The 23,278-nt window shown below is 74.0% G+C and carries 19 protein-coding genes and 1 pseudogene; 12 read left to right on the top strand and 8 right to left on the bottom strand.

The window, feature by feature from the left end:
• Positions 1–36: 36 nt before the first annotated feature.
• Both ACN27G_RS12795 and ACN27G_RS12790 read right to left on the bottom strand, forming a co-directional pair.
• A complete protein-coding gene (locus ACN27G_RS12795; RefSeq protein WP_421493018.1) occupies positions 37–162 on the bottom strand; it encodes an MFS transporter small subunit in 126 nt (41 codons plus the stop codon).
• Positions 159–1,664, bottom strand: coding sequence for an OFA family MFS transporter (locus tag ACN27G_RS12790; RefSeq protein WP_421497316.1), 1,506 nt, complete (start codon positions 1,662–1,664; stop codon positions 159–161). Before ACN27G_RS12790 ends, ACN27G_RS12795 begins: the two co-directional genes overlap by 4 nt.
• Before the next feature lie 567 nt (positions 1,665–2,231).
• Between ACN27G_RS12790 and ACN27G_RS12785 the strand changes: the two genes are divergently transcribed.
• Complete coding sequence (locus ACN27G_RS12785) at positions 2,232–4,616, top strand: phosphoketolase family protein (RefSeq protein ID WP_421497315.1); 2,385 nt, start codon at positions 2,232–2,234, stop codon at positions 4,614–4,616.
• 52 nt (positions 4,617–4,668) lie between these two features.
• Here ACN27G_RS12785 and ACN27G_RS12780 read toward each other — a convergent pair whose 3' ends face one another.
• Both ACN27G_RS12780 and ACN27G_RS12775 read right to left on the bottom strand, forming a co-directional pair.
• Positions 4,669–5,814, bottom strand: a complete 1,146-nt coding sequence (locus ACN27G_RS12780) for an acetate/propionate family kinase (protein WP_421493017.1) — start codon at positions 5,812–5,814, stop codon at positions 4,669–4,671.
• Positions 5,815–5,816: 2 nt separating this feature from the next.
• The gene (locus ACN27G_RS12775) at positions 5,817–6,497 is read right to left on the bottom strand and encodes a CBS domain-containing protein (RefSeq protein ID WP_421493016.1); all 681 of its coding nucleotides are present in this window, start codon (positions 6,495–6,497) and stop codon (positions 5,817–5,819) included.
• Between the two features lie 246 nt (positions 6,498–6,743).
• Here ACN27G_RS12775 and ACN27G_RS12770 point away from each other — a divergent pair, with 246 nt between their 5' ends.
• From ACN27G_RS12770 to ACN27G_RS12760, 3 genes are all read left to right on the top strand, one after another.
• The gene (locus tag ACN27G_RS12770; RefSeq protein WP_421493015.1) at positions 6,744–9,452 is read left to right on the top strand and encodes a GNAT family N-acetyltransferase; all 2,709 of its coding nucleotides are present in this window, start codon (positions 6,744–6,746) and stop codon (positions 9,450–9,452) included.
• A gap of 168 nt (positions 9,453–9,620) precedes the next feature.
• The gene (locus ACN27G_RS12765) at positions 9,621–10,214 is read left to right on the top strand and encodes a universal stress protein (protein WP_421493014.1); all 594 of its coding nucleotides are present in this window, start codon (positions 9,621–9,623) and stop codon (positions 10,212–10,214) included.
• A gap of 66 nt (positions 10,215–10,280) precedes the next feature.
• Positions 10,281–11,951: a GAF domain-containing protein gene (locus ACN27G_RS12760; protein WP_421497314.1), complete on the top strand. Its 1,671-nt coding sequence runs from the start codon at positions 10,281–10,283 to the stop codon at positions 11,949–11,951.
• Positions 11,952–12,020: 69 nt separating this feature from the next.
• On the opposite strand, the gene ACN27G_RS12755 is transcribed toward ACN27G_RS12760, so the two are convergent.
• On the bottom strand, positions 12,021–12,659 hold the full coding sequence (locus ACN27G_RS12755) for a response regulator (RefSeq protein ID WP_421493013.1): 639 nt from the start codon (positions 12,657–12,659) through the stop codon (positions 12,021–12,023).
• A gap of 190 nt (positions 12,660–12,849) precedes the next feature.
• Here ACN27G_RS12755 and ACN27G_RS12750 point away from each other — a divergent pair, with 190 nt between their 5' ends.
• From ACN27G_RS12750 to ACN27G_RS12730, 5 genes are all read left to right on the top strand, one after another.
• Positions 12,850–13,878 carry an Acg family FMN-binding oxidoreductase gene (locus ACN27G_RS12750; RefSeq protein WP_421493012.1) on the top strand — a complete coding sequence of 343 codons (1,029 nt, stop codon included), beginning with the start codon at positions 12,850–12,852 and terminating at the stop codon, positions 13,876–13,878.
• Between the two features lie 35 nt (positions 13,879–13,913).
• Positions 13,914–14,240, top strand: coding sequence for a dihydrofolate reductase family protein (locus ACN27G_RS12745; protein WP_421493011.1), 327 nt, complete (start codon positions 13,914–13,916; stop codon positions 14,238–14,240).
• A gap of 304 nt (positions 14,241–14,544) precedes the next feature.
• Positions 14,545–15,015 carry a hypothetical protein gene (locus tag ACN27G_RS12740; protein ID WP_421493010.1) on the top strand — a complete coding sequence of 157 codons (471 nt, stop codon included), beginning with the start codon at positions 14,545–14,547 and terminating at the stop codon, positions 15,013–15,015.
• Positions 15,016–15,084: 69 nt separating this feature from the next.
• On the top strand, positions 15,085–15,522 hold the full coding sequence (locus ACN27G_RS12735; protein WP_421493009.1) for a YbhB/YbcL family Raf kinase inhibitor-like protein: 438 nt from the start codon (positions 15,085–15,087) through the stop codon (positions 15,520–15,522).
• A 52-nt stretch (positions 15,523–15,574) separates the two neighbouring features.
• On the top strand, positions 15,575–16,546 hold the full coding sequence (locus tag ACN27G_RS12730; RefSeq protein WP_421493008.1) for a GNAT family N-acetyltransferase: 972 nt from the start codon (positions 15,575–15,577) through the stop codon (positions 16,544–16,546).
• Between the two features lie 37 nt (positions 16,547–16,583).
• Here ACN27G_RS12730 and ACN27G_RS12725 read toward each other — a convergent pair whose 3' ends face one another.
• Positions 16,584–18,158, bottom strand: coding sequence for a glycoside hydrolase family 43 protein (locus ACN27G_RS12725; RefSeq protein ID WP_421493007.1), 1,575 nt, complete (start codon positions 18,156–18,158; stop codon positions 16,584–16,586).
• Positions 18,159–18,345: 187 nt separating this feature from the next.
• Between ACN27G_RS12725 and ACN27G_RS12720 the strand changes: the two genes are divergently transcribed.
• The 3 genes from ACN27G_RS12720 to ACN27G_RS12710 all read left to right on the top strand — a co-directional run bounded on the left by ACN27G_RS12720 (position 18,346) and on the right by ACN27G_RS12710 (position 21,692).
• Complete coding sequence (locus ACN27G_RS12720; RefSeq protein WP_421493006.1) at positions 18,346–19,368, top strand: LacI family DNA-binding transcriptional regulator; 1,023 nt, start codon at positions 18,346–18,348, stop codon at positions 19,366–19,368.
• A 451-nt stretch (positions 19,369–19,819) separates the two neighbouring features.
• The gene (locus ACN27G_RS12715) at positions 19,820–20,122 is read left to right on the top strand and encodes a hypothetical protein (protein WP_421493005.1); all 303 of its coding nucleotides are present in this window, start codon (positions 19,820–19,822) and stop codon (positions 20,120–20,122) included.
• A gap of 10 nt (positions 20,123–20,132) precedes the next feature.
• On the top strand, positions 20,133–21,692 hold the full coding sequence (locus ACN27G_RS12710; protein ID WP_421493004.1) for a cupin domain-containing protein: 1,560 nt from the start codon (positions 20,133–20,135) through the stop codon (positions 21,690–21,692).
• A 55-nt stretch (positions 21,693–21,747) separates the two neighbouring features.
• On the opposite strand, the gene ACN27G_RS12705 is transcribed toward ACN27G_RS12710, so the two are convergent.
• Positions 21,748–22,413: a hypothetical protein gene (locus ACN27G_RS12705; RefSeq protein WP_421493003.1), complete on the bottom strand. Its 666-nt coding sequence runs from the start codon at positions 22,411–22,413 to the stop codon at positions 21,748–21,750.
• Positions 22,410–23,117 (bottom strand): annotated as a pseudogene (locus ACN27G_RS12700) (cell division protein FtsK); the annotation flags it as partial. The pseudogene ACN27G_RS12700 and the gene ACN27G_RS12705, both read right to left, overlap by 4 nt.
• Positions 23,118–23,278 lie beyond the last annotated feature (161 nt).

Here is a 23,278-nt window from a genome sequence, read left to right as displayed (position 1 = left end):
GGAGTTGGCTCCCCCCGGGGGGTGGGCAATCCGGGTTCAATTGGTGAAGAGCCGTGCCGCGGTGATGACGGTCTGTACGACGCCGTAGCCCAGCAGGGCCGCGACCAGCAGCCAGGAGATCCAGAGGCGGCCGGACTGGCCGCGCGGTTGGTGCCCGGTCATCGGGACGTGCTCCTCTCGGCATCGGCATCCGCCGGTCGGTCGGCAGGCTCGGTGCGGGGCGTCGTTCCGGTGCTCGTCACGACGGTCGTGTCGGCCCGGTCACCGGCTGTCGCATCCGGAGTCGCGTCGCCCGCCGCCGCTGCGGCGGTCTCGTGGAGGCGTTCCGGCACCGGGCGGATGAGCAGGTTCGCCACGAACCCGATGGCGAGCACCCCGACCATGGTGAACAGCGCCGGCTGGTACGCGGAGGCGGTCAGGGTGCCCGGCTCGCCCTGTGCGTCCAGGAAGCCGTTGATGATCAGTGGTCCGGCGATGCCCGCCGCTGACCAGGCGGTCAGCAACCGGCCGTGGATCGCACCGACCTGGAAGGTGCCGAACAGATCTCGCAGGTACGCCGGCACGGTGGCGAAGCCGCCGCCGTAGAAGGAGAGGATGACGCAGGCCAGCACCACGAAGAGTGCGGTCGCGGCGGAGCCGACGAGTGCGAGCAGCGCGTACAGCACCATGCCGACCCCGAGGTAGACCAGGTAGATCGGCTTGCGTCCGATGACGTCCGAGGTGGACGACCAGACGAACCGGCCGACCATGTTGAACAGGGACAGCAGTCCGACGAAACCACCGGCCGCGGCGATGGTGACGCTCGACGTCGCGCCGTCCCGGAAGAAGTCCTGGATCATCGGGCTGGCCTGCTCGAGGATGCCGATCCCGGCGGTGACGTTGCAGAACAGCACGATCCAGAGCAGCCAGAACGAGCGGGTGCGGATGGCGTTCGACGCCGAGACGTGTGCCGTGGTCACCAGCGGCCGGGCGGCCACCGCACGCGGGTCGAAGCCGGCGGGACGCCAGCCCGGCGCCGGCACCCGGACATTGACCACGCCGAACATCATGATGGCGAAGTAGCCGAGCCCGAGGGTGACGAAGAGCCCGACCAGTGCCCCGCCGGAGGCGACCGAGCCGGAGTTGCCGGGGTCGTAGTTGGGGTCGTAGAGCGAGAGCAACTGCCGCGAGATCGGGCTGGCCAGCATCGCGCCGCCGCCGAAGCCCATGATCGCCAGACCGGTGGCCAGCCCGGGACGGTCCGGGAACCACTTGATCAGCGTGGAGACCGGGGAGATGTACCCGATGCCGAGGCCGATGCCGCCGAGGAAGCCGTAGCCGAGGTAGACCAGCCAGAGCTGCCCGGTCGCGATGCCGAGCGCGCCGACGAGAAAGCCGGACGCCCAGAAGCAGGCCGAGACGAACATGGCCTTGCGGGGCCCGTTCGACTCGACCCAGGTCCCGCCGAGCGCCGCCGAGAGGCCGAGCATCACGATCGCGATGCTGAAGATGATCCCGATCGCCGTCTGGCTCGCGTCGAAGTGCGCGATCAGCGAGTTCTTGTAGACGCTTGTCGCGTACGCCTGTCCGATGCAGAGGTGTACGGAGAGTGCGGCGGGCGGGATCAGCCAGCGACTGTAGCCGGGCGGCGCGACGGTGTGCTGGTGGTCGAGGGCGGAGAGCAGCGGCACGACGTACCTCGCATCCGGGCAGGGCGGTACGCGGCCACGGAAGGCGCACCAGGAGGGTGCCGGGCACGGTCCGCGCCGAGGGTGCCGCCGGAGCTTTGTACTTCCGCCGGGAACCTACGCCCGGCAGCGGCTCCTGTAGATCATCAATGTCCCGTCGGATCGCCCGGCGGTCGCTCCTCTGAGCCGAGCGGTCGCCGGTATACCGTACGCGGTCGGCACCGTGCCGGCATGCCGGTTCCTGGCAGCGTCCGGCTCGTCGGAGCGAGCCGGACACTCACCGATCCCGGCGACCGGGCCGGGCGGCTGCTCCGGGTCGAAGGTCCCGGGGTGGATGGACCTCGGACCGGTCGCACGAGGGAGCGGGCGGTCATACGGTGGGGAGGCGGCCGGGGACAACGGTGTGCCGCCGTGGACGGCGCTCTGCGCCCGGACCGGGACGCGTGGCGTCGCCCCGGCCCGTCGCCGTCGACGATGGCGCAATCATGACCATGTACTCCTGCGGAGGGGCCGAGCGTGACAACGGTGACGAAAGAGCAGATCGGGACGGCGGGCGACGTCGCGATCCCGCATGCCCTGGCACACCCGGACGAGACGGAACTCGCCCGGCTGGACGCGTGGTGGCGGGCGAGCAACTACCTGACCGTCGGGCAGATCTACCTGCGTGGCAACCCGCTGCTGCGCGAGCCGCTCACCGCCGAGCACGTCAAGCCGCGGCTGCTGGGTCACTGGGGGACCAGTCCGGGCCTGTCGCTGATCTACGCGCACGTCTCCCGGCTGATCCGGCTCACCGGGCAGCAGGCGATCTATCTCACCGGGCCGGGGCACGGCGGGCCGGCGCTGGTGGCGGCCGGCTATCTCGAAGGCACCTACAGCGAGATCTACCCGGACGTCTCCCGGGACGACGCCGGGATGCTCCGGCTCTTCCGGCAGTTCTCCAGCCCCGGCGGGATCCCCAGCCACGTCTCCGTGACGACCCCCGGCTCGATCCACGAGGGCGGCGAACTCGGCTACGTCCTCGTGCACGCCTTCGGCGCCGTCATGGACAACCCCGACCTGCTCGCCGTCGCGGTGGTCGGTGACGGCGAGGCGGAGACCGGGCCCCTGGAGGGGTCCTGGAAGGGCGTCTCGTTCATCAACCCGGCCCGGGACGGCGCCGTGCTGCCGGTCCTGCACCTCAACGGCGCGAAGATCGCCGGCCCGACCGTGCTGGCCCGCAAGGACCCGGCCGAGGTCCGGGCGCTCTTCGAGGGGCACGGCTACCAGGTGATCGAGGTCGAGGCCGAGGACCTGCCCGGCTCGCACCACCGTTTCGCGGCGGCGCTCGCCGGAGCCTGGAGCCGGATCCGGGCCATCCAGCGGGCCGCCCGGGAGGGAAGCTGGGACGGCAGCCGGCCGCGGTGGCCGCTGATCATCCTGCGCTCGCCCAAGGGCTGGACCGGCCCGGACGAGGTCGACGGGGTGAAGGTCAGCGGGAGTTGGCGGTCGCACCAGGTGCCGCTCTCCGGAGTCCGGGACAATCCCGAGCATCTGGCGATCCTGGAACGCTGGCTGCGGTCGTACCGGCCGGAGGAACTCTTCGACGATGCCGGCACGCCGGTCGCCGCCGTCCGCGAGCTGCCGCCCGCCGGAGACCTGCGGATGAGCGCATCCCCGCACGCCAACGGCGGCCTGCTCACCCGCGACCTGGACCTGCCCGACTTCCGCGAGTACGCGGTGGACGTGCCGGCTCCGGCGAAGCTGCGCGCCGAGTCGACCCGCAGGCTCGGCGAGCTGCTCCGGGACGTCTACCGGCGCAACACCGACACCTTCCGGCTCTTCTGCCCGGACGAGACGAACAGCAACCGGCTCGGTGCCGTCTTCGAGGTCTCCGACCGGGCCTTCATGGAGCGCGTCACCGACTCCGACGTGGCGCTGGGCCGGGACGGCCGGGTGATGGAGGTGCTCTCCGAGCACAACTGTCACGGCTGGCTGGAGGGTTACACGCTGACCGGCCGGCACGGCATGTTCGCCACCTACGAGGCGTTCGCGATGGTCAGCGCATCCCAGACGGTGCAGCACGGCAAGTGGCTCCAGGAGGCGACGCACCTGCCGTGGCGGGCGAAGGTACCGAGCATGAACATCCTGCTCACCTCGACGGCGTGGCGCAACGACCACAACGGCTTCTCGCACCAGGGCCCGGGGCTGATCCAGGTGGTGCTCACCCAGCGCGGCGACATCGCGCGGATCTACCTGCCGCCGGACGCCAACTGCCTGCTCTCGGTCGCCGACCACTGTCTCCGGTCGCGTTCCTACATCAACCTCGTCGTGATCGACAAGCAGCCCCAGTTGCAGTGGCTGTCGATGGCCGACGCGGTCGCGCACTGCGCCCAGGGCGCCGGGATCTGGGAGTGGGCCGGCACCGACGACGGCAGCAGCGACCCGGACATCGTGCTCGCCTGCGCCGGTGACGTCGTCACCATGGAGACCGTCGCCGCCGCGCAGATCCTCCGGGAGCGGCTGCCCGGGCTGAAGGTCCGGGTGGTCAACGTCGTCGACCTGATGACCCTGATCCGGCCGAGGGACCACCCGCACGGGATGAGCCCGACGCTCTTCACCGAGCTCTTCACCGACACCGTCGACGTGGTCTTCGCCTTCCACGGCTATCCCGGCGCCATCCACCAGCTCGTGCACGGCCGGCCCGACGCCGACCGGTTCCGGGTGCGCGGCTTCGTCGAGCAGGGGACCACCACGACGCCGTTCGACATGACCGTACGGAACCGGGCGTCCCGTTACCACCTGGTGATGGACGCGATCAACAACGCCCGGCGGCTGCCCCGGGGCGCGGCGGAGCTGAGCCGCTGGTGCGAGCAGCAGCTCGCCCGGCACGAGGCGTACGTGGTGGAGCACCTGGAGGACATGCCGGAGGTCCGCGACTGGTCCCTCGGCGACTGGGCGCAACAGGGCTGAACCGGCGGCCCGACAGGGCTGAACCGGCGGCGCAACGTTGCTGAGCCGGCGGTCAGCCCCGGCCCGGACGCGGAATCGTCGCGGCGGTCTCCTCGGCGATGCCGCGTTCCTCGTCCGTGGGCACGACGCAGACGGCGACCCGGCCGGTGTCCGGAGAGATGACCCGGGCCGGGTCGCCGGAGGCGTTGCGGGACGGGTCGACGGCGATGCCCAGTGCGGCCAGGCCGGCCAGGCTCCGGCTCCGGACGGTCGGGCTGTGCTCCCCGACACCGGCCGTGAAGACGACCGCGTCGAGTCGGCCGAGCACCGCCTGGTAGGCGCCGACGTACTTGCGGATCCGGTAGCAGTAGCTCGCCACGGCGTGTTCCGCCGCCTCGTCGCCACGCCCGGCACGGGTGAGCACATCCCGCATGTCGTTCTCCCCGCAGAGTCCGAGCAGCCCGCTGCCGTGCTGGTACAGCTCCTCGATGCGGTCCAGCGGCAGGCCGGCCCGGGCCAGGTGGAAGACCACCGCCGGGTCGATGTCGCCGGTCCGGGTGCCCATCACCAGCCCCTCCAGCGGCGTCATCCCCATCGAGGTGTCGACGCCGCGCCCGCCGGCCACCGCCGTGGCGCTCGCCCCGTTGCCGAGGTGCAGCACGACCATGTTGAGGTCGGGCAGCGGGCGACCCAGCAGCGTGGCGGTGGCGGCGGCCACGTACCGGACCGAGATGCCGTGGAAGCCGTACCGGCGGATGCCGTAACGGGCGGCGGTCTCCCGGTCGAGCGCGTAGCCGCTCGCCTCCGCCGGCATGCCGGCGTGGAACGCGGTGTCGAAGACGGCCACCTGGGGGACGCCCGGAAGCGCCCGGCGGGCGGCCCGGATCACGGCGAGCCCCGGCGGGTTGTGCAGCGGCGCCAGCGCGGAGAGTTCCTCGATCGCGGCCAGCACGGCGTCGTCGATCAGGGTGGGGCGGTGGAACCGGGCGCCGCCGTGCACCACGCGGTGGCCGACCGCGGCGGGCGGCGGGCGGTGCCGGGCCAGCTCGTCGAGGACCCGGGCGACCGCCCCGGCGTGGTCGGCGACCGGTGCGCCGGGCTCGCCGATGCGCGGCACGGTGCCGGCGGCGAGCCGCGCACCGCCGCTCAGCAGCGCGTACTTCAACGACGACGAGCCCGCGTTGAGGGCCAGGATCGGCGGCGGGGTCGGTGCGTGCACGGTTACGCGATCATACTCATCCCGGCGACCTGGGTGTCGTCGTAGTCGTACTCCACCCGGTCGGTCACCTGCACCACCCCCGGCACCGCGTACGCGAGCCGGACCGCCTTCTGCGCGGTGCTGCGCCGATCCACCCGCCCGGTGAGGCCGACCACGCCCTCGTGCACGGCGACCCGCAGCACGCCCTCGTCGATCGAGAGCACCCGCCGCACCATGTCCCCGGAGATCTCCGCCCGGATGTCGTCGTCCGGCCGCAGATAGACCTTGAGGACGTCACCGCGGGTGACGATGCCCTCGATCCGGCCGAGGATGTCCACCACCGGCAGTCGCTTCACGTGCTCGTCGTCCATCAGCTTGGCAGCCGTGGTCAGCGCCGTGCCGCGCAGCACGGTGATCGCCGGCGCGGTCATCAGCTCTCCGGCGACCGAGGCGGTCGCGTGGTCCCGGATCACCCGCTGCCGGCGGCTCACCAGGAGCCGGGGCTCGGGCTGGCCGGTCAGCTCGACCTTGGCCAGCAGGTCCGACTCGGAGACCACCCCCTCGACCCGACCGGACTCGTCCACCACCGGTACGCCGCTGACGCCCCGCCCGGCGAGGACGCCGACGATCGCCCGGTACGGCGTCTCCACCCCGACGGTGGCCACGTCCGTGGTCATGACGTCTTCCACCAGCCACTGTTTCATGACAACCTCCTCCGCAGGGCTTCGGCCGCTCCCGTGACGTCCCGGGCGTGGCGCGGCGCCACGGCGCGGCCCGGCTCCGGTGACGTCCCGTGCACACCTCACGCTAGGCCGCCCGGGCCGGTCGGAGCAGGGCCGACCGGCCCACCGGGGCGGGCGCTCCGGCCCTGCCCGGGCGGGCGGAGATCGGGTCTGCTGGAGAAGGACCAGCCGCCCGCTGGTCGACCGGAGCGACTGGGGGTATTCGACGTGTTCGTGCAGGCCATACCCGGCGCCGACGCGCTCACCATCGACGGCGGAATCGTACGGATCCGCCCGGTCATGCCACAGGACCGGGATCGGCTGGTCGAGCTCTACCGGAGCAGCTCGCCGGAGAGCCTGCGGATGCGGTTCTTCGTCGTGCCCGGCGAGCAGACGATCGCCGCCGAGGTTGACCGGCTCTGCCGGCCACCGTCACCGACGGAGCACGGGGCCGTGCTCGCGGAGACCGCCGGCCAGCTCGCCGGGGTCGCCTCCTACGAGGTCGGCGACGGCGGTGCCGGGGCCGAGTTCGCCGTCTTCGTCGCGGACGCGCACCGCGACCGGGGGATCGGCACGCTGCTGCTGGAGCACCTGCGGGCCGTCGCCGGCACGGCGGGCGTGACCGAACTGCGCGGTGACGTGCTGCCGGCGAACGCCGCGATGCTCCGGGTGGCGGCGGGCCTGACCGGGCGGGCCGGTTCCCGGATCGAGGACGCGGTGCTCGCCGTCGGCCTGCCCACCGACGTCACCGAGGCCGAACTCGGTGCCGCCGACGCCCGCGACCGGGTGGCGGAGCGTGCCTCGCTGCGCCCGCTGCTCGCGCCCCGGTCGGTGGCGGTGGTCGGCGCGGGCCGCAAGCCGGGCGGCATCGGTCACGAGACACTGCGCAGCCTGCTCCGGTACAACTTCACCGGCCGGGTCTACCCGGTCAACCCGCACGCCACGGAGGTCTGCGGGCTGCCCGCCCATCCGAGCCTGTCGGCGTTGCCGGAACCGGTGGACCTGGCCGTGATCGCGGTGCCCGCGCCGGCGGTGGTCGACACGGTCCGGGACGCGGCGGCGGCCGGGGCCCGGTCGGCCGTGGTGCTGACCTCCGGCCTCGGCGAGGGTGGTGCCGCCGGCCGCAGCGCCCAGCGGGAGCTGGTGGAGGTCGCGCGGGCGCACGGGATCCGACTGGTCGGGCCGAACTGCATCGGTGTGGTGAACACCGATCCGGAGGTACGGCTCGCCGCCGCGTTCGCACCCGTGCTACCCCCCGCCGGAGGGCTCGGCGTCGCCTCGCAGTCCGGTGCGGTCGGCATCGCGCTGCTGGAGCACGCCGAGCGGGCCGGCTGCGGACTCTCCAGCTTCGTCTCGCTCGGCAACAAGGCCGACGTCAGCGGTAACGACCTGATCGCGTACTGGTACGACGACCCGGCGACCCGCGCGGTCGCCCTGTATCTCGAGTCGTTCGGCAACCCCCGCCGGTTCGCCCGGTTGGTACGCGGGCTGGCGCGGCGCAAGCCGGTGCTGGCGGTCAAGAGCGGCCGGTCCATCGCCGGCCAGCGGGCGGGCGCCTCGCACACCGCCGCCGCGGCGGCCCCGGACAGCACCGTCAGTGCCCTCTTCGCCCAGGCCGGGGTGATCCGGCTGGAGACCCTCGGCGACCTGATGGACACCGCCCGGCTCGTCACGGACCAGCCGCTTCCGGCCGGTGACCGGCTCGGCGTCATCGGCAACGCCGGTGGGGTCAACGTGCTGGCCGCCGACGCGGCGGACGGGGCCGGCCTGCGGGTCGCCCCGCTCACCCCGGCGCTGCGGGAGCGGCTGCGCGTCGTGCTCCCGCCGCTCTCCGGGGACGACAACCCGCTCGATCTCGGCGCGGGAGCCAGCCCGGCGGCGTTCGCCGAGGCGGTCCGCACGGTCGCGGCGAGCGGTGAGGTCGACTCCCTGCTCCTGGTGGTCGCCGCGACCCGGGCCAACGACGTGCCGGCGATGCTGGCATCGGTCGCCCCGGTCCTGGACGCGACACCCGAGCTGACCGCCACCGTGGTCGTGCTCGGCCTGGCCGAGCCGCCGGCGACGGTGGGGAACCGTGGCGTTCCGGTCTTCGACCTGCCGGAGCGCGCCGTGCGGTCGATCGGTCACGCGGCCTGGTACGCCGGCTGGCTGCGGCAGCCGGTCGGCAGCACGCCGCCGAGGGTGGCGGGCGTGGAACGGGGGCGGGAACTGCTGCGCGAGGCGCTCGCGGCGGGTCCCGGGTGGCAGCCGTACGACCGGACGGCGGAGATCCTCGGCGCCTACGGCATACCCGTGGTACCGGCGGTCCGGGTCGACACCGTCGAGGGGGCGGTCGCCGCCGCCGACTCGCTCGGCTACCCGGTCGCGTTGAAGGTCGCCGACCCGGACCTGGTGCACAAGAGCGACGTGGGCGGTGTGGCGCTCAACCTGACCGACCCGGAGCAGGTGCGGGGGGCGTATCCGGCGGTGGCCGCGTCGGCCGGTCCGTGCGGACCGGTGCTGGTGCAGCCGATGCGCCGGGGGCAGCTGGAACTGGTGGCCGGGGTGGTGCACGACACGCAGTTCGGCTCGCTGGTCATGGTGGGCCTCGGCGGCGTACACACCGACCTGCTCGGTGACCGCGCGCTGCGGCTGACCCCGGTGACCGACCTGGGCGCCGGGCGGATGTGGCGGTCGCTGCGGGCGGCTCCGCTGCTGACCGGATACCGGGGTGCACCGCCGGTCGACACCGGCGCCGTGGAGGAACTGCTCTGCCGGCTCGGGCACCTTGCCGAGGACCTGCCCGAGGTGGCCGAACTCGATCTCAACCCGGTGATGGTCGGCCCGGACGGCGTGGCCGTGGTCGACGCCAAGCTGCGGATCGCTCCGGTGGGCGCCGAACCCGACGGCATCCTGCGGCAGCTGCGGGCCGCGGGGCCGGCGGTCGGCGAGAGTTGACCGCCGCCCTGCCCGGCACGGCCCGGCACGGGCGTGGGGTCGGGCGTGGCCGGTCGGGCGTGGCTGGGTGGGCGTGGCCGGGGTGGGCGTGGCCGGTCGGGCGTGGCGGGACCGGCGGCAGGTGGCCGGCAGCGGTCGGCCGTCGGTGGAAAGGGGGCGGAGGCGGACATGCGGACGTACCGGATCGTCGTCGGGCTGGACGGCTCGCCGGGTGCCCGGGCGGCGCTGGAGTGGGCGGTGCGGCTGGCGGCACGCCGCGCCGGCACGGTGCTGGTGGTGACCGCCTGGCCGGATCCGGCGCGGGCGGTCAGCCGGCGCCTCGGCGGCCTGCGGGCGGAGCGGCTCGCCCTGACCCGGATGCAGCGGGCCCGGATCGCGGTGGCCCTCGCCGGCCTGCGGCACCCGCCGCGGGTGCTGCGGATGCTCGTGCTCGCCGACCCGGTGACCGCGCTGTGCCACGCGGCGGCAACCGCCGACCTGGTGGTACTCGGCGCGCCCGGTTCCGGCGGACGGCGGCACGACGACCTCGTCGGACCCCGGGTGCTGTCCCGGCTGGCCCGGCGGAGCGCGCGCGGCGCACCGGTCCCGTCACTGGTGATCGGCGCGGGGCGGGCGGTAACTGACGGTATCCGGTTGGCCCGCCCGGGTAACCATGGCGCGGCGCTCCCGTCGAGGCCGGATCCCACCGGGCGGTCGGCGAATACCGGCGGCCTCCGGCCGGCGGGGGATCGGGCCTGCCGCGCAGCCCCGGCCCGGCGTTAACATCGCCGGGTGACCGAACCGCAGTCGCCATCCGCCGGGCCGGGCTTCGCGGCTCCCTCGCTGGGCATCACGCCGCTGTCCCGGGTCCGGCTCGACGAGCTGCTCCACGAGGTGCTGGACCGGGTCGGCGAGGTGGTGACCAGCCGGGAGCGGCTGCGTGCGCTCCTCACGGCGGTGGTCGGGATCAGCACCGACCTGGACCTGCACAGCACGCTGGACCGGATCGTGGCGGCGGCCTGCCGGCTCGTCGACGCCCGGTACGCCGCGCTCGGCGTCATCGGGCCCGACCGCCAACTGAACGAGTTCATCACCCACGGCATCGATCCGGAGACGCACGCCCGGATCGGGGACCTGCCGCACGGCCGGGGCGTCCTCGGCCTGCTCATCGCGGACCCCCGCCCGGTGCGGATGCCGGACATCACCAAACACCCGCAATCATACGGATTCCCGCCCAACCACCCACCGATGCACAGCTTCCTCGGGGTGCCCATCCGCATCCGTGACCAGGTGTTCGGCAACCTCTACCTGGCCGAGAAGCAGGGTGCGGCGGAGTTCACCGACGACGACGAGGAGATCGTCGTCGCGCTCGCGGCCGCCGCCGGGGTGATCATCGAGAACGCCCGACTCTTCGCGGTGGCGCACCGGCGTGAGCGCTGGCTCGCCGCCGCCGCCGAGATCACCGGGGTGTTGCTCGGTGAGGTGCGTCGCACCGACGCGCTGCGGCTGATCGCCCGGCGGGCCCGCGAGGTCGCGGAGGCGGACGTCGCCATGGTGCTGCTCTACGACGAGGAGGCCGGCCAGTTCACGGTCGAGGTCGTCGACAGCGACGCCGCCGTCGACGACCTGGTCGGCGTGGTGCTGGCCGCCGACGACACCGCGTTCGTCGAACCGGTGACCCGCCGCCGGCAGGCCGTGGTGGAGAGCCTGGCCAAGGCGGCGCCCTGGCCGGTGACGGTCGGCGCCGGCCCGGGGTTGCTCTCCCCGCTGACCACGGGGGACGCCCTGCACGGCGTACTCGTCGTCGGCTATCCCAGCGGGCAGCAGGCGGGTACCGACGTCGAGGGCACCCTGCTCGCCACGTTCGCCGGGCAGGCCGCACTCGCCCTGGAGCGGGCACGGGCGCAGGAGGAGCGGGAGCTGCTGGTGGTCCTGGAGGACCGCGAGCGTATCGCCCGCGACCTGCACGACGTGGTGATCCAGCGGCTCTTCGCGATGGGGCTCCAGCTGCAGACGGTGGCGCCGCTGGCCGGCCGGCCGGACGTGCGGCAGCGGCTCAACGCCACCGTCGACGATCTCGACTCCACCATCCGCGACATCCGGCAGGCGATCTTCGAGTTGCGTACGCCGATGGCCGCGGCGCTGCGTACCGAGATCCGGGACCTGGTGGCCGGTGCCGCCGGGGCGCTGGGGTTCCGGCCGGTGCTGGAGATCTCCGGGCCGGTGGACAGCGCGGTGCCCGACGGCACCCGCCCCGATCTGCTCGCGGTGCTGGGCGAGGCGCTGTCGAACGCCGTCCGGCACGCGCGGGCCGGCCGGGTGACGGTCGTCGTCGAGGTACGCGACGGCGGGCTCTGCGTGCGGGTGACCGACGACGGCGTCGGCACCGATCCGGCGCAGGCCCGCAGCGGACTGGTCAACCTGCGGGAACGCGCGGAGCGGCACGGCGGCACGTTCGAGATCGGCCGGACCGAACCGACCGGCACCACGCTCGTCTGGCGGGTGCCGCTGCGCGACTGACCCCTCGTGTGGCGGTCGGTGCCGCCGTCCCGGGGCGCCGCTCAGTGGCGTTCGCCGAGCAGGCGCCGCTCAGTGGCGTTCGCCGAGCAGCCGGGTGGCCAGCACCGCCGCCTGGGTACGCCGCTCGAGGCCGAGCTTCGCCAGCAGGCTGGAGACGTAGTTCTTCACCGTCTTCTCGGCGAGGAACATCCGGCCGGCGATCTCCCGGTTGGTGAGCCCTTCCGCCACGTACTCCAGGATCCGGCGCTCCTGCTCGGTCAGCGACTGGAACTCGCGGGGCTGCTCGACACCGCTGCGGATGCGGTCCAGCACCCGTGCGGTGACCGCCGGGTCCAGCAGCGACTGGCCGGCGGCCACCCGGCGGACCGCGTCGACCAGGTCGGTGCCGCGGATCTGCTTGAGGACGTAACCTGCGGCGCCGGCCATGATCGCCGCGAAGAGCGCCTCGTCGTCCTCGTACGAGGTGAGGATCAGTCCCTTGATCGTGGAGTCGACCGCCCGCACGTCCCGGCACACGTCGATGCCGTTGCCGTCCGGTAGCCGGGCGTCCAGGATCGCCACGTCCGGGCGGAGTGCCGGGATGCGGCGGGCCGCCTCCTGCGCGGAGCTGGACTCGCCGACAACCTCGATATCACCGTCGCTCTGCAGCAGGCCTGCCAGGCCGCGCCGGACCACCTCGTGGTCGTCGAGCAGGAAAACTCGAATCACCCTTCCTTCCTATCCGGCCGACGGCCCGCGGTGACAGGGCCGAAGGTCCCTAACGCCGTGTCCGCCGGTAGGGGAAATGCGGCCCGGTGCCCCGGGACGTGCGGCCCTGCCGCCGTGCCCCGGTGGCGGTGCACCGTATTCATGTGGGGAGGGGCGGGATCATGCAGGGGAGCGGACGAGGAGGAGTCTCATGATCATCAAGCCGAGCGCCGTACCGGCGGTCGCCGACGAGTCCGTCGTGCCCGCTGCCGAGGCCCGCGCCGCGTTCGAGGCCGCCGCCGCGTACGCGCTGCTGGCGCCCTCGGTGTTCAACACCCAGCCGTGGCGCTGGCGGATCGGGCCCGGTGCCGTGCTGACGCTGCGGGCCGACCGCGCCCGGCAGGTCAGGAGCGTCGACCCGGACCGGCGGCTGCTGCTGGTGAGTTGTGGGGCTGCCCTGCATCACGCCCGACTGGCCCTTGCCGTGGCCGGATACCGCACCGAGGTCGTCCGCCTTCCGGACGCCACCGACCCGGATCTGCTGGCCGTCGTCACGGTGACCGGCCGGCAGGAGCCGGATCCGGAGCAGCGGCGGCAGCACGGTGCGGGGGAGCGGCGGCGCACCGACCGACGCGCCTTCGACGAGCGCAGCGTCCCCGAGGCGACCCTGCGCCGGCTGCGCGAGGTGGTCGAGGCCGAGGGGGCCTACCTGCACCTGGTCCGCGACGACCAGATGCCGATGCTGTCGGTGGCGACCGCCAACGCCGCCGCCGCCGAGCTCGACGACCCGGCGTATCGGGCCGACCTCCGGCGCTGGACCAACCGCCCGCCCGGCAGCCGGGACGGGGTGCCGCCCGCCTCGGCGGTGCGCCCGGCGCTGCGTCGGGTGCCGCTGCGCGAGCACGCCCTCGACGGTACGGCCGGGCTGGAGGCGGGCGACGGCATGGACCGCGGCGCCACCTACGCCATCCTGTTCGGTCGTGGCGACGGCCCCGGTGAGCTGCTCGCCGGCGGTGAGGCGCTCTCCGCGCTGCTGTTGCACGCCGTCGTGGAGGGCCTCGCCACCGCCCCGCTGACCGACCCGATCGAACTGGAATGGCCGCGCTGGCTGCTGCGTAACCTGCTCGCGGACATCGGTGAACCGTACGTGGTGGTCCGGCTGGGTTTCGTCGCCGACCCGAGGCCGCTGCCACAGGTGCCCCGGCGCGACGCGACGGAGGTGATCGAGTTCGCGGACTAGCGGGCCGGCATCGACCCGGCCGCCGACAGATTTTCTTGTCGCGGCTGGAATGGGCGAAGTCGGTCCTGATCGAGGGGGACGTGGCCGAGGGCGTCGCGGCGCTGAAGCGGGCCGACGGTCCGGAGCTGCAGGTGCACGGCAGCGGCAACCTGATCCGGACCCTGCTGCGGCACAATCTCGTCGACCAGTATCGTCTACTGGTCTTTCCGCTCGTCCTCGGCGAGGGCAAGCGCCTCTTCCCGGACGGCACCGTCCCGCTCGGGCTGAGGCTCGCCGACAGCCGGGTCTCCCGCAAGGGCGTGGTGATCGGCACCTACGAGCCGGCCGGCGAGATCGTCCTCGGCTCGTTCGGCCAGGGCTGACCCGTCTGCGGTACCGGCCGGGCCGTCGGCGCCGAGGCGGTCGGCGCGGTCGAGGCGGCGGCGGAACGCGCCGGGCGGTTCGGTGACGCCCGGGTCACGCCGCAGTTCCGCACCCCGCTGGAGCGGGAACTCGCCGGCTGACCCGGCGCGCCGAGGGGTCGGTGGTCCGGTCCCGGTGGACGCGCCGGTCCGGCGCGGCCGGCACCGGCCGGCGGCCGGTGCCGGCGGGAGACGGTCCGGTGTGCGGCGCGACTATCCGGGTAGCCGGGCGGGGACAGCGGGCACCGGCAGAGCGGAGCGACCGATGAACGTGTCCCATCTTCCGCTGCGCGCCGCGATCGGCGCGTTCGTCCTGAATTCCGGGCTCTCGAAGTGGAACCTGGAGGGCGAGGCCGCGGAGGGCATGCACGGGATGGCCGCCGACGCGATCCCTCCGCTCCGGCGCGTCGGGCCGGGGCAGTTCGCCCGGTTGCTGGCCGGAACGGAGGTCACCCTCGGCAGTGCCCTGCTGCTGCCGCTCATCCCGTCCGCCCTGGTCGGCCTCGGGCTGGTCGGTTTCGGCGGTGGCCTGCTCCGGTTGTACTGGGCGACCCCCGGCATGCACGAGCCCGGCAGTGTCCGGCCGACCCAGCAGGGCGTGCCGATCGCCAAGGACAGCTGGCTGGTCGGCGCCGGCCTCACCCTGCTCCTCGACGACCTGTTCGGGCGGAAGACCGGCAAGGGCCGCGGGGCGGGGCGGCGGAGCGGGCGGCGCTGCGCCGGGCGCCGCGGCTGACCGCGCCGCGACGGGCGTGGGACGGGACGGCGACTCTCGAGGAAGGGCGACGCCATGGCGGGAATTTTGATGCGCAGCCAGGCATTCAACGACCACGACCGGCTGCCGGCCCGGTTCTCCCGGGACGGCGGCAACGTCTCGCCACCCCTGGAATGGTCGGACATCCCGGCGGAGGCGACCGAGTTGGTCCTGCTCGTCGAGGATCGGGATGCGGGGACGACGCCGTTCCTGCACTGGCTCGTGACCGGTATCGAGGCGACCTCCGGCGGTGTCGCCGAGGGCGGGACCCCGCCCGGCGGCCGGGCCTGGCCGAACGGCTTCGGCACGGCGGGCTGGGGCGGTCCGCATCCGCCGGCGGACGACGACCCGCACCGGTACTTCTTCCGGCTCTACGCGGTGAACCGTCCACTGGAGTTGCCCGGCGCCCCGCAGCCGCCCGACGTGCATGCCGCGCTGCGGAGGCTCGAGCTGGCCAGCGGCAACATGGTCGGCACCTTCGCCCGCTGACCGGCGAATAACTCGGAGGCGGAGGTCGCCGTCGGCGGGTTAGATGCTCGGCATGCGGATGCCTCCCGGTTGGTCGGTGCGCCGGCCCTGCCTCGACGACGTGCCGGCGATCCTCGCCGTCGTACAGGCCAGCGACATCGCCGCCCTCGGCCATCCCGACTTCAGCGCCGACGACGTACGCGAGGCGCTCACCTCGCCGGACCTCGACCCGGACCGGGACAGCTGGCTCGCGCTCGGGCCGGACGGCGAGGTGCGCGGCTGGTCCTATCTGGAGGATTCCCACCGGGGTCCCCGGGAGACCGTCGAGGTGTACGTGCACCCGGAGCGGGGACTGCCGGCCCAGGTGCCACTGCTGACGATGCAGCTGGCCCGCTCCGCCGAACGTGCCGCGGAGTTCGGCCACGCCGAGATGACCGTACGCGCCCTCGCGCTGCCCGGCGAGGAACGCTGGATCGGCGTCCTGCGTGACGCCGGCTTCGCGTTCCTCAAGCGTTACGCCCGGATGCGCCGGTCGCTGGCCGGGGTGCCCGCCGAGCCGCCGCCCCCGCCGCCGGGGGTGCTGGTCCGGCCGGTGGTGGCGACCGACGACGCTGAGCTGCGCACCTTCCACCGGATCCTGGACTCCGCCTTCCGGGACACCCCGGACTACCAGCCGGCCGGCTACGAGCAGTGGCGTGCCCAGGTGGCCGCGCTGCCGAGCGTCGCCTGGGACGAGTGGTTCGTGGCGGAGGTGGACGGCGAGCCGGTCGGCATCCTGCAATCCGCCGACCAGACCCTCGACCAGGAGGAGGGCTGGGTGAAACAGCTCGCGGTGCTGCGGGCGTACCGGCGCCGGGGCGTGGGCGCGGCGCTGCTGGCCCGGGCCTTCGCCTGCTACGCCGGAAAGGGCCGGAGGTACGCCGGGCTCGGCGTGGACCTGAGCAACCCGGTCGAGCCGGTCCGGCTCTACCGGTCGGTCGGGATGAGCCCGATCTACGAGGCGATCGTGCTCGAACGGAGCATCGCCGCCGCCACCGACGGATAGCGCAGCGGGCGTGCCGGGGCGGCGGCGTCCGGCTCCGTCAGGCGTCGACCAGGTCGTCGACGACCTCGGCCCGGTCCAGGGAGCCGAGGAAGCGGCAGTCGTACCAGTCGACCCCGATCGCGTCGGCGGTGACGTAGCAGCCGATCACCCGGCCGGTGAAGCCGCCGGCGACCTCGGTGGAGAGATAGCGCCCGTCGAGTTCGGCGAGCAGGACGAACTCGCCGTGCGGGGTCTCGTAGCCGAGCCGCACCATGTCCGGCTCCTGCCGGGGATGGTCCATGCCCGGCCCCGAGGACCACGTCTCGATGCGCAGCACGACCGGGCCGGTGACCGGACGGCTGCCGAGCCGTTGGGCCAGCGGCCCGATCCGGGCCCGTACGCAGACCTCACCGCCGCCGAGCTCCACCGCGTAGTGGTGCGCCTCGTCGAGGCGTACGGCCAGGCCGCCCCGGCCCGCACCGGGGTCGACCATGGCGCGTACCCGGACGTCGTGGCGCTCCTGGCGGCGCCCCACGAAGGTCACGGCCGGGTCGTCGAGCGATCCGCCCCGGGCCCGCAGGGTCAGCCAGCCGGGGCGCTCGACGAGCGAGACGTCCTCCGGCGGGCGGCTCCGCAGGGAGATCCACCGGGGATGCAGTTCGGCGGCGTCGAAGTCGTCCCGCGCCGGCGCGGCACCTGCCGGCGCGGGGGACATGGTGGAGGTACGCGGCGCCGCGACGGTGGGCCCGATCACCGGCCAGCCGTCCGACCAGGTGACCGGGGCGAGGAAGGTCTCCCGGCCGAGCACGTGCCAGCCGGGCGTGCCGCCCCGGGTGCGTACCCCGAGGAAGACCAGCCACCACGAACCGTCCGCGGCCTGTACGAGATCGCCGTGCCCGGTGTTCTGCACGGGGTGGTCGGTGCTGCGGTGGCTGAGGATCGGGTTGGCCGGACAGGGCTCGAACGGCCCGTCCGGGGCCGGGGCCCGGGCCACCGAGATGCCGTGACCGCGCTCGGTGCCGCCCTCGGCGATCAGCAGATACCACGTGCCGTCGATCTGGTAGAGGTGCGGGGCCTCGGGCGCCTGCGTGCCCGGGGTGCCGGACCAGATCCGTTGCGGCCGGCTCAGCGTCGTCCCGCGCAGCGGGTCGATCCGCATCTGGTCGATGCCGGCGACGGTGCACCAGCAGGTCCCGTCGTCGTCCCAGGCGAGGTCCGGATCGATGCCGGGCACGTCGGGCAGGTGGACCGGCTCCGACCAGCAGCCGGCGGGATCCTCGGTGGTGACCAGCAGGGTGCCCCCGCGGGGAACGTTCGAAGTGATCAACCAGAATCGGCCGGCGTGGTAGCGGAGGGTGGGCGCGTAGACCCCGCCGGAGGAGGGCGTACTGGGTGGCAGGGCGAGCTGGCTCGGCCGGTCGAGAACGTTGCCGATCTGGGTCCAGCTCACCAGGTCGCGGCTGTGGAAGATCGGCACCCCGGGAAAGTATTCGAAGCTCGAACAGGCGAGGTAGTAGTCGTCGCCGGCCCGGCAGACGCTTGGGTCCGGATGGAAACCCGGGATGACCGGTTCGCCGGAGATCTCCATCAGAGTGGTGAGGCCGGGGTCGTGGCGGCGGGACGGGGCACCCACATTGACGATCCTCTCCGGCGTAAACTTTCCGGAATTATTCCGTAACTCGATCGGAACGTTATGACCCGCCGTGCGGTCAGTCAACCCCGAGCGTGGGGCAAAATACTGGGAGGGCGCGCGACGGACACCGGTACAGCCTCGAAAGTGTTTCGGTCGTAGGCTGGGGCCACAACGAAGGAGCTGCCTCGTGACGGTCGACGAAGGACGCAGGATCACCATCACCGCCATCGCCCAGGAGGCCGGCGTGTCGGTGCCGACGGTCTCCCGGGTGCTCAACGGCCGCAACGACGTGGCGCCGCAGACCCGGGAGCGGGTGGAGGAGCTCCTCCGCCGGCACGGCTACCGGCGCCGGGCGACCCGGCCGCGAGCCGGGGCGAGCCTGATCGACCTCATCTTCAACGACCTGGACAGCCCCTGGGCCGTCGAGATCATCCGCGGCGTGGAGGACGTCGCGCACGCCGCCGGGGTCGGCACCGTGGTCTCGGCGATCCACCGCCGGTCGACCTCGACCCGGCAGTGGTTGCAGAACCTGCGCACCCGGGCGACCGACGGGGTGATCCTGGTCGCCAGCGACCTCGCCCCACCGGTGCACGCCGAGCTGCGCCGGCTGAACGTGCCGATGGTGCTGGTCGACCCCGCCGGAGTGCCCAACCTCGACATCCCGACGATCGGCGCGACGAACTGGGCCGGCGGGTTGCGCGCCACCGAGCACCTGCTCTCGCTCGGGCACCGCCGGATCGGCTTCATCGCCGGTCCGCCGCGACTGCTCTGCAGCCGGGCCCGCCTCGACGGTTACCGCGCCGCGTTGGACGCCGCCGGCATCGCGCTGCGCGACGAGCTGATCGTCCCCGGCGACTTCTACCACGAGTCCGGATACTCCGGCGGCGCCGCACTGCTCGACCTCGACGAGCCGCCGACGGCCATCTTCGCCTCCAGTGACCAGATGGCGTTCGGGGCGTACGAGGCGGTCCGGCGGCGCGGGCTCCGGGTGCCGGACGACGTCAGCGTGGTCGGTTTCGACGACCTGCCGGAGGCGCGCTGGGCGTCGCCGCCGCTCACCACCGTGCGCCAGCCACTCGCCGAGATGGGGCTGCTGGCCGCCCGGACGATGCTCCGGCTGGCCCAGGGCGAACCGGTCGACACGCCCAGGGTCGAGCTCTCCACCGACCTGGTCGTCCGGGACAGCTCGGCGCCGTACACCAGCCGCTGAGCTGCGGGTTTCCCGACCCGACCCGGCCGCCACCAGGTCGGACACCCGGTGCGGGCGACCCAATTACCGGGAGGTTTCCGGTACGACGCCGACCCTGCCCGGCACCGTCCCGTCTCCGCCCCCGAGACGCTTCTCCCGGCCGCGCCGGCCGGTTCCCGTGGCCGGTTCCCGTGGCCGGTTCCCGTGGCCGGTTCCCGTGGCCGGGCCGGATGGGTCGGTGCGTTCCCATCATCGCGTCCCGCAGCGCCGACAGCCCGCGTCCACCGCGCCGGGGACGCGGCTCGCCGGTGCACCGTGCCGGGTCGCCGAGTCACCTCACTGGTCGCACATCACCGCACGGCGGGAGCGGACCGGTTTGCCGGGTTAGAGGTGATCGGGCGCGGGGTACCAGCATCCGCGTAGCGACGCCCGAGACGACCAGACTCGGGCGCTGGATCCGAGGGAGCACCGAATGAGACTCGACGACGACGATATCCGGACCACCGGCGGCGGTGGGGAGGGCCTGGCCGACGGCGGAGCCGATCCGATGGGCCGGGACGGCGGCGCCGACGGTGCCGCCGAGGGTCCGGCCGACGCCGGGGCGACGCCGGGGCAGCACGACGGTGGCGCCGACGGTGCGGCCGAGGGTCCGGCCGACGGCGGCGCGACGCCGGGGCAGCACGACGGTGGCGCCGACGGTGCGGCCGAGGGTCCGGCCGATGCGGGTGCGACCCCCGGCCAGCAGGACGGCGGCGCCGACAGCGCCGCCCGGTGAGCCCGGCCTCATGACCGAGTACGACGGATCGGCCGGCACGGTGCCGGATCAGACGACCGGTGATCCGGCGGCCGGTGATCCGGCTGCCGATAACCCGGTGACCGGTAATTCCGGGGCCGGCGATCCCGCTCCGCCCGGCGTGCCGGCCGATCCGGGAACGGGTCCGACGACCGGGTCGGGCGGCGCCGGCCGCCCGGCCCGTCCCGGCGACGGAGCCTCGGAGAGCCGTCCCGGCGACGGAGCCTCGGAGAGCCGTCCCGGCGACGGAGCCTCGGAGAGCCGTCCCGGCGACGGAGCGTCGGAGAGCCGTCCCGGCCCCGCCCACCGGCCCGCCCTGGCCCGCTGCGTCGCCGTCGAACCGGCGAAGTTCGCCGCCACCCACTGGGGGCGGGCGCCCCTGCTCTCCCGGGCCGCCGAACTCGGCAACCCGGACGGGTTCCGCGACCTGCTCAGCCCGGCGGACGCCGACGAACTGCTGAGCCGGCGTGGACTGCGTACCCCGTTCCTGCGGGTCGCCCAGAACGGGCAGGTGCTGCCGGCCGGGCAGTACACCGGCGGCGGCGGTGCGGGAGCCGAGATCACCGATCAGGTCCTGGACGAGCGGGTCCTCGCGCTCTACGCCGACGGCGCCACCCTGGTGCTCCAGGGTCTGCACCGGACCTGGCCACCGCTTATCGACTTCACCCGCGAGCTGAGCCTGCTCCTCGGCCAGCCGCTCCAGGTGAACGCCTATCTGACCCCGCCCGGAAACCAGGGCTTCGCCACCCACTACGACACGCACGACGTCTTCGTGCTCCAGGTCGACGGGCACAAGCACTGGCAGGTGCACGAGCCGGTGCTGCCCGACCCGTTGGAGCGGCAGCCGTGGGGCGGCCGGGCCGACGAGGTCGCCGCGGTCGCCGACGGGCCGGCCGCGCTTGACGTGCTGCTCGGCCCCGGCGACGCGCTCTACCTGCCCCGGGGTTGGCTGCACAGCGCCCGGGCGCAGGACGAGAGCAGCCTGCACCTGACCGTCGGTGTCCGGGCAGTGACCCGGTACGCGATGGTCGAGGCGCTGCTGGACCTCGCCGCCGAGGACCCACGACTGCGTGCCCCGCTCCCGTTCGGGGTGGACGTCGCCGAGGTCGACCAGGTTGAACCGGAGCTGACCGAGACCGTCGAGGCGCTGCGGGACTGGCTGCTGCGGGCCGACCCGGCGGCGGTCGCCGCCCGGCTGCGCGCCCGGGCCTGGCCGGCGGCCCGACCCGCGCCGATCCGCCCCCTCGCCCAGGCGGCGGCGATCGCCTCGGTGGACGCCGACACCCGGCTCGCACCACGGGACGGGCTGCGCTGGCAGTTGACCGCGGAGCCGCCCGCCCCCGGCGCCGATGGCGTCGACGGCGCCGGCCGGGTCGCGCTCGCGCTCTTCGACCGCACCGTCACCTTCCCGGGCCAGTGCGCCCTGGCGCTGCGGGCGTTCCTCTCCGGCGGGGTACGGCGGGTCGGCGAGCTGCCCGGCCTGGACGACGACGCCGACCGGATAGTGCTGGCCTGCCGCCTCCTCCGCGAGGCGATCGCGGTTCCGGCGTGAGGAGGGGGCCCTTCTTATCGGTTTTTGTATAAGAAGGGCCCCCTCCTCACACGTCTCAGCGGAGTAGGCCGAAGAGGGCCACGGTGGTGACCAGGCCGGCGACCACGACCACCAGGACGGCCCGCACGTCCAGGCCGGCGTGCCGGCGGTCGGCGAGTACCCGCGCCGGTGCCAGCCCGACGACCGGACCGAGGAGCGTCACCAGCAGCCCTAGCACCGGCATGGCGACCGCCAGGTCACCTCCGTAGCGGTCGCCGACGGCGCGGGCGGCGAGCCCGAGGGCGTACGCGGCGGCGGCGCCGAGCACGCCGAAGAGCGCCAGCAGCGGCCGGGTCGCGGGGGCCAGCTCACCGGGCCTGCGGGCCCGCTCCAGCAGCTCGCGTACCCCGTCGAGCAGTGCCTCGACGTCGGCCGGTTCACCGTTGCGCGGTACCGGCGGTTCACCTATGCGGCGGTCCGCGCCGAGTTGCCCGCGCAGGATGCTCCAGAGGTGGGTCGACTCCGCCTCGGTGCGGTCGACCTCCTCCTGGGCCTCCGCCACCTCCGCCTCGGCCCGGCGTACCCCCTGCTCCGCGTCGCGTACCGCCCGGTCGGCGGCGGCCACCTGGCGGGCGTACCAGGCTTCCGCCTCGGCGCGTTCCTTCTCCGCCCGTCCGTTCAGCTCGGCGAGCCGGCGGATGACGCGGGCGTAGGTGAGGTCGGGTTCCAGGTCACCGCTCATCGTGAGGGTCCATAAGGAATGATCACCTGACCGGTCCGGTGTACCGAGCGGTCGAAGAAGAGTCCACGCCACGGCCGCGGGTACCAGTCGGGACCGCCGCCGGCGCCGGGGTAGAGCGCGGAGGTGAGCTCGCCGCCCTGCACGTCGAGGGCGACCCAGGCACCGATCTGGTCGGTCCGGGACGCCGGGCCGCCGAGGTCCGCCCGCATCCGGGCCACCCCCCGCCACCAGGCCAGGGTGTGGGTACGTCGCTCCGGCCCGTTGTGCAGGATGTGCCGCAGGTGATCCAGCCCGGAACGCCCGGCGATGGCGGTGCCGAGCTGGCCGGTCGCCGCGTCCACGGCGTACAGCAGGAGGTAGTGCGGTTCGCCGGGAGCACCGGCGGTGCCGAGCCCGGTCGCCGTCTCGGCCATCAGCTCGCCGATGTCCTCCTCGGAGTACCAGGCGGCGTCCGGGCCGAGCGCCTCGTAGAGGGCGCGGGCGGCGGAGTCGGCGTCCGGGTCGAGACAGGCGATCGAGAAGCGCGCGGTGCCGGGCCGGTGCTGGCGGCGCAGCGACCGGGCCGCCGCGTCCAGCACCGCGCAGGCCTCGTCGACGCCGGTGCCGAGCACCGCCAGGTTCCGTCCCGGTGCCCGGGGCAGCCGCATCCCGGCGGACCGCGCCTGCACGTCGATGATCTCGCCGAGCAGCGCCACCGGCCCCCGGGCGCCGGCACCGGTCCGCTCCGTGGCGGTACCGGTCCGCTCCGTGGCGGTGTCGCCACCGGTCCGCTTCGTACCGCCGCCGGTCCGCTCGGCGCCGGCACCGGGCCGGTCACCGCCGGCCGACACGGCGCTCCGCTCCGGGCCGACCCCCTCGGGCCAGA

The organism is Plantactinospora sp. WMMB334, from assembly GCF_049179095.1.
In the GTDB taxonomy this organism is placed as follows: Bacteria; Actinomycetota; Actinomycetes; order Mycobacteriales; family Micromonosporaceae; genus Plantactinospora.
This window is presented reverse-complemented; position numbering and strand designations above follow the sequence as displayed.

What these genes read in the sequence shown, in the direction of transcription:
- ACN27G_RS12795 (WP_421493018.1), bottom strand. Translation starts at nt 162, where the DNA reads ATGACCGGGCACCAACCGCGCGGCCAGTCCGGCCGCCTCTGGATCTCC.
- ACN27G_RS12775 (WP_421493016.1), bottom strand. Translation starts at nt 6,497, where the DNA reads ATGAAACAGTGGCTGGTGGAAGACGTCATGACCACGGACGTGGCCACC.
- ACN27G_RS12765 (WP_421493014.1), top strand. Translation starts at nt 9,621, where the DNA reads ATGCGGACGTACCGGATCGTCGTCGGGCTGGACGGCTCGCCGGGTGCC.
- ACN27G_RS12750 (WP_421493012.1), top strand. Translation starts at nt 12,850, where the DNA reads ATGATCATCAAGCCGAGCGCCGTACCGGCGGTCGCCGACGAGTCCGTC.
- ACN27G_RS12740 (WP_421493010.1), top strand. Translation starts at nt 14,545, where the DNA reads ATGAACGTGTCCCATCTTCCGCTGCGCGCCGCGATCGGCGCGTTCGTC.
- ACN27G_RS12735 (WP_421493009.1), top strand. Translation starts at nt 15,085, where the DNA reads ATGCGCAGCCAGGCATTCAACGACCACGACCGGCTGCCGGCCCGGTTC.
- ACN27G_RS12730 (WP_421493008.1), top strand. Translation starts at nt 15,575, where the DNA reads ATGCGGATGCCTCCCGGTTGGTCGGTGCGCCGGCCCTGCCTCGACGAC.
- ACN27G_RS12715 (WP_421493005.1), top strand. Translation starts at nt 19,820, where the DNA reads ATGAGACTCGACGACGACGATATCCGGACCACCGGCGGCGGTGGGGAG.
- ACN27G_RS12710 (WP_421493004.1), top strand. Translation starts at nt 20,133, where the DNA reads ATGACCGAGTACGACGGATCGGCCGGCACGGTGCCGGATCAGACGACC.
- ACN27G_RS12705 (WP_421493003.1), bottom strand. Translation starts at nt 22,413, where the DNA reads ATGAGCGGTGACCTGGAACCCGACCTCACCTACGCCCGCGTCATCCGC.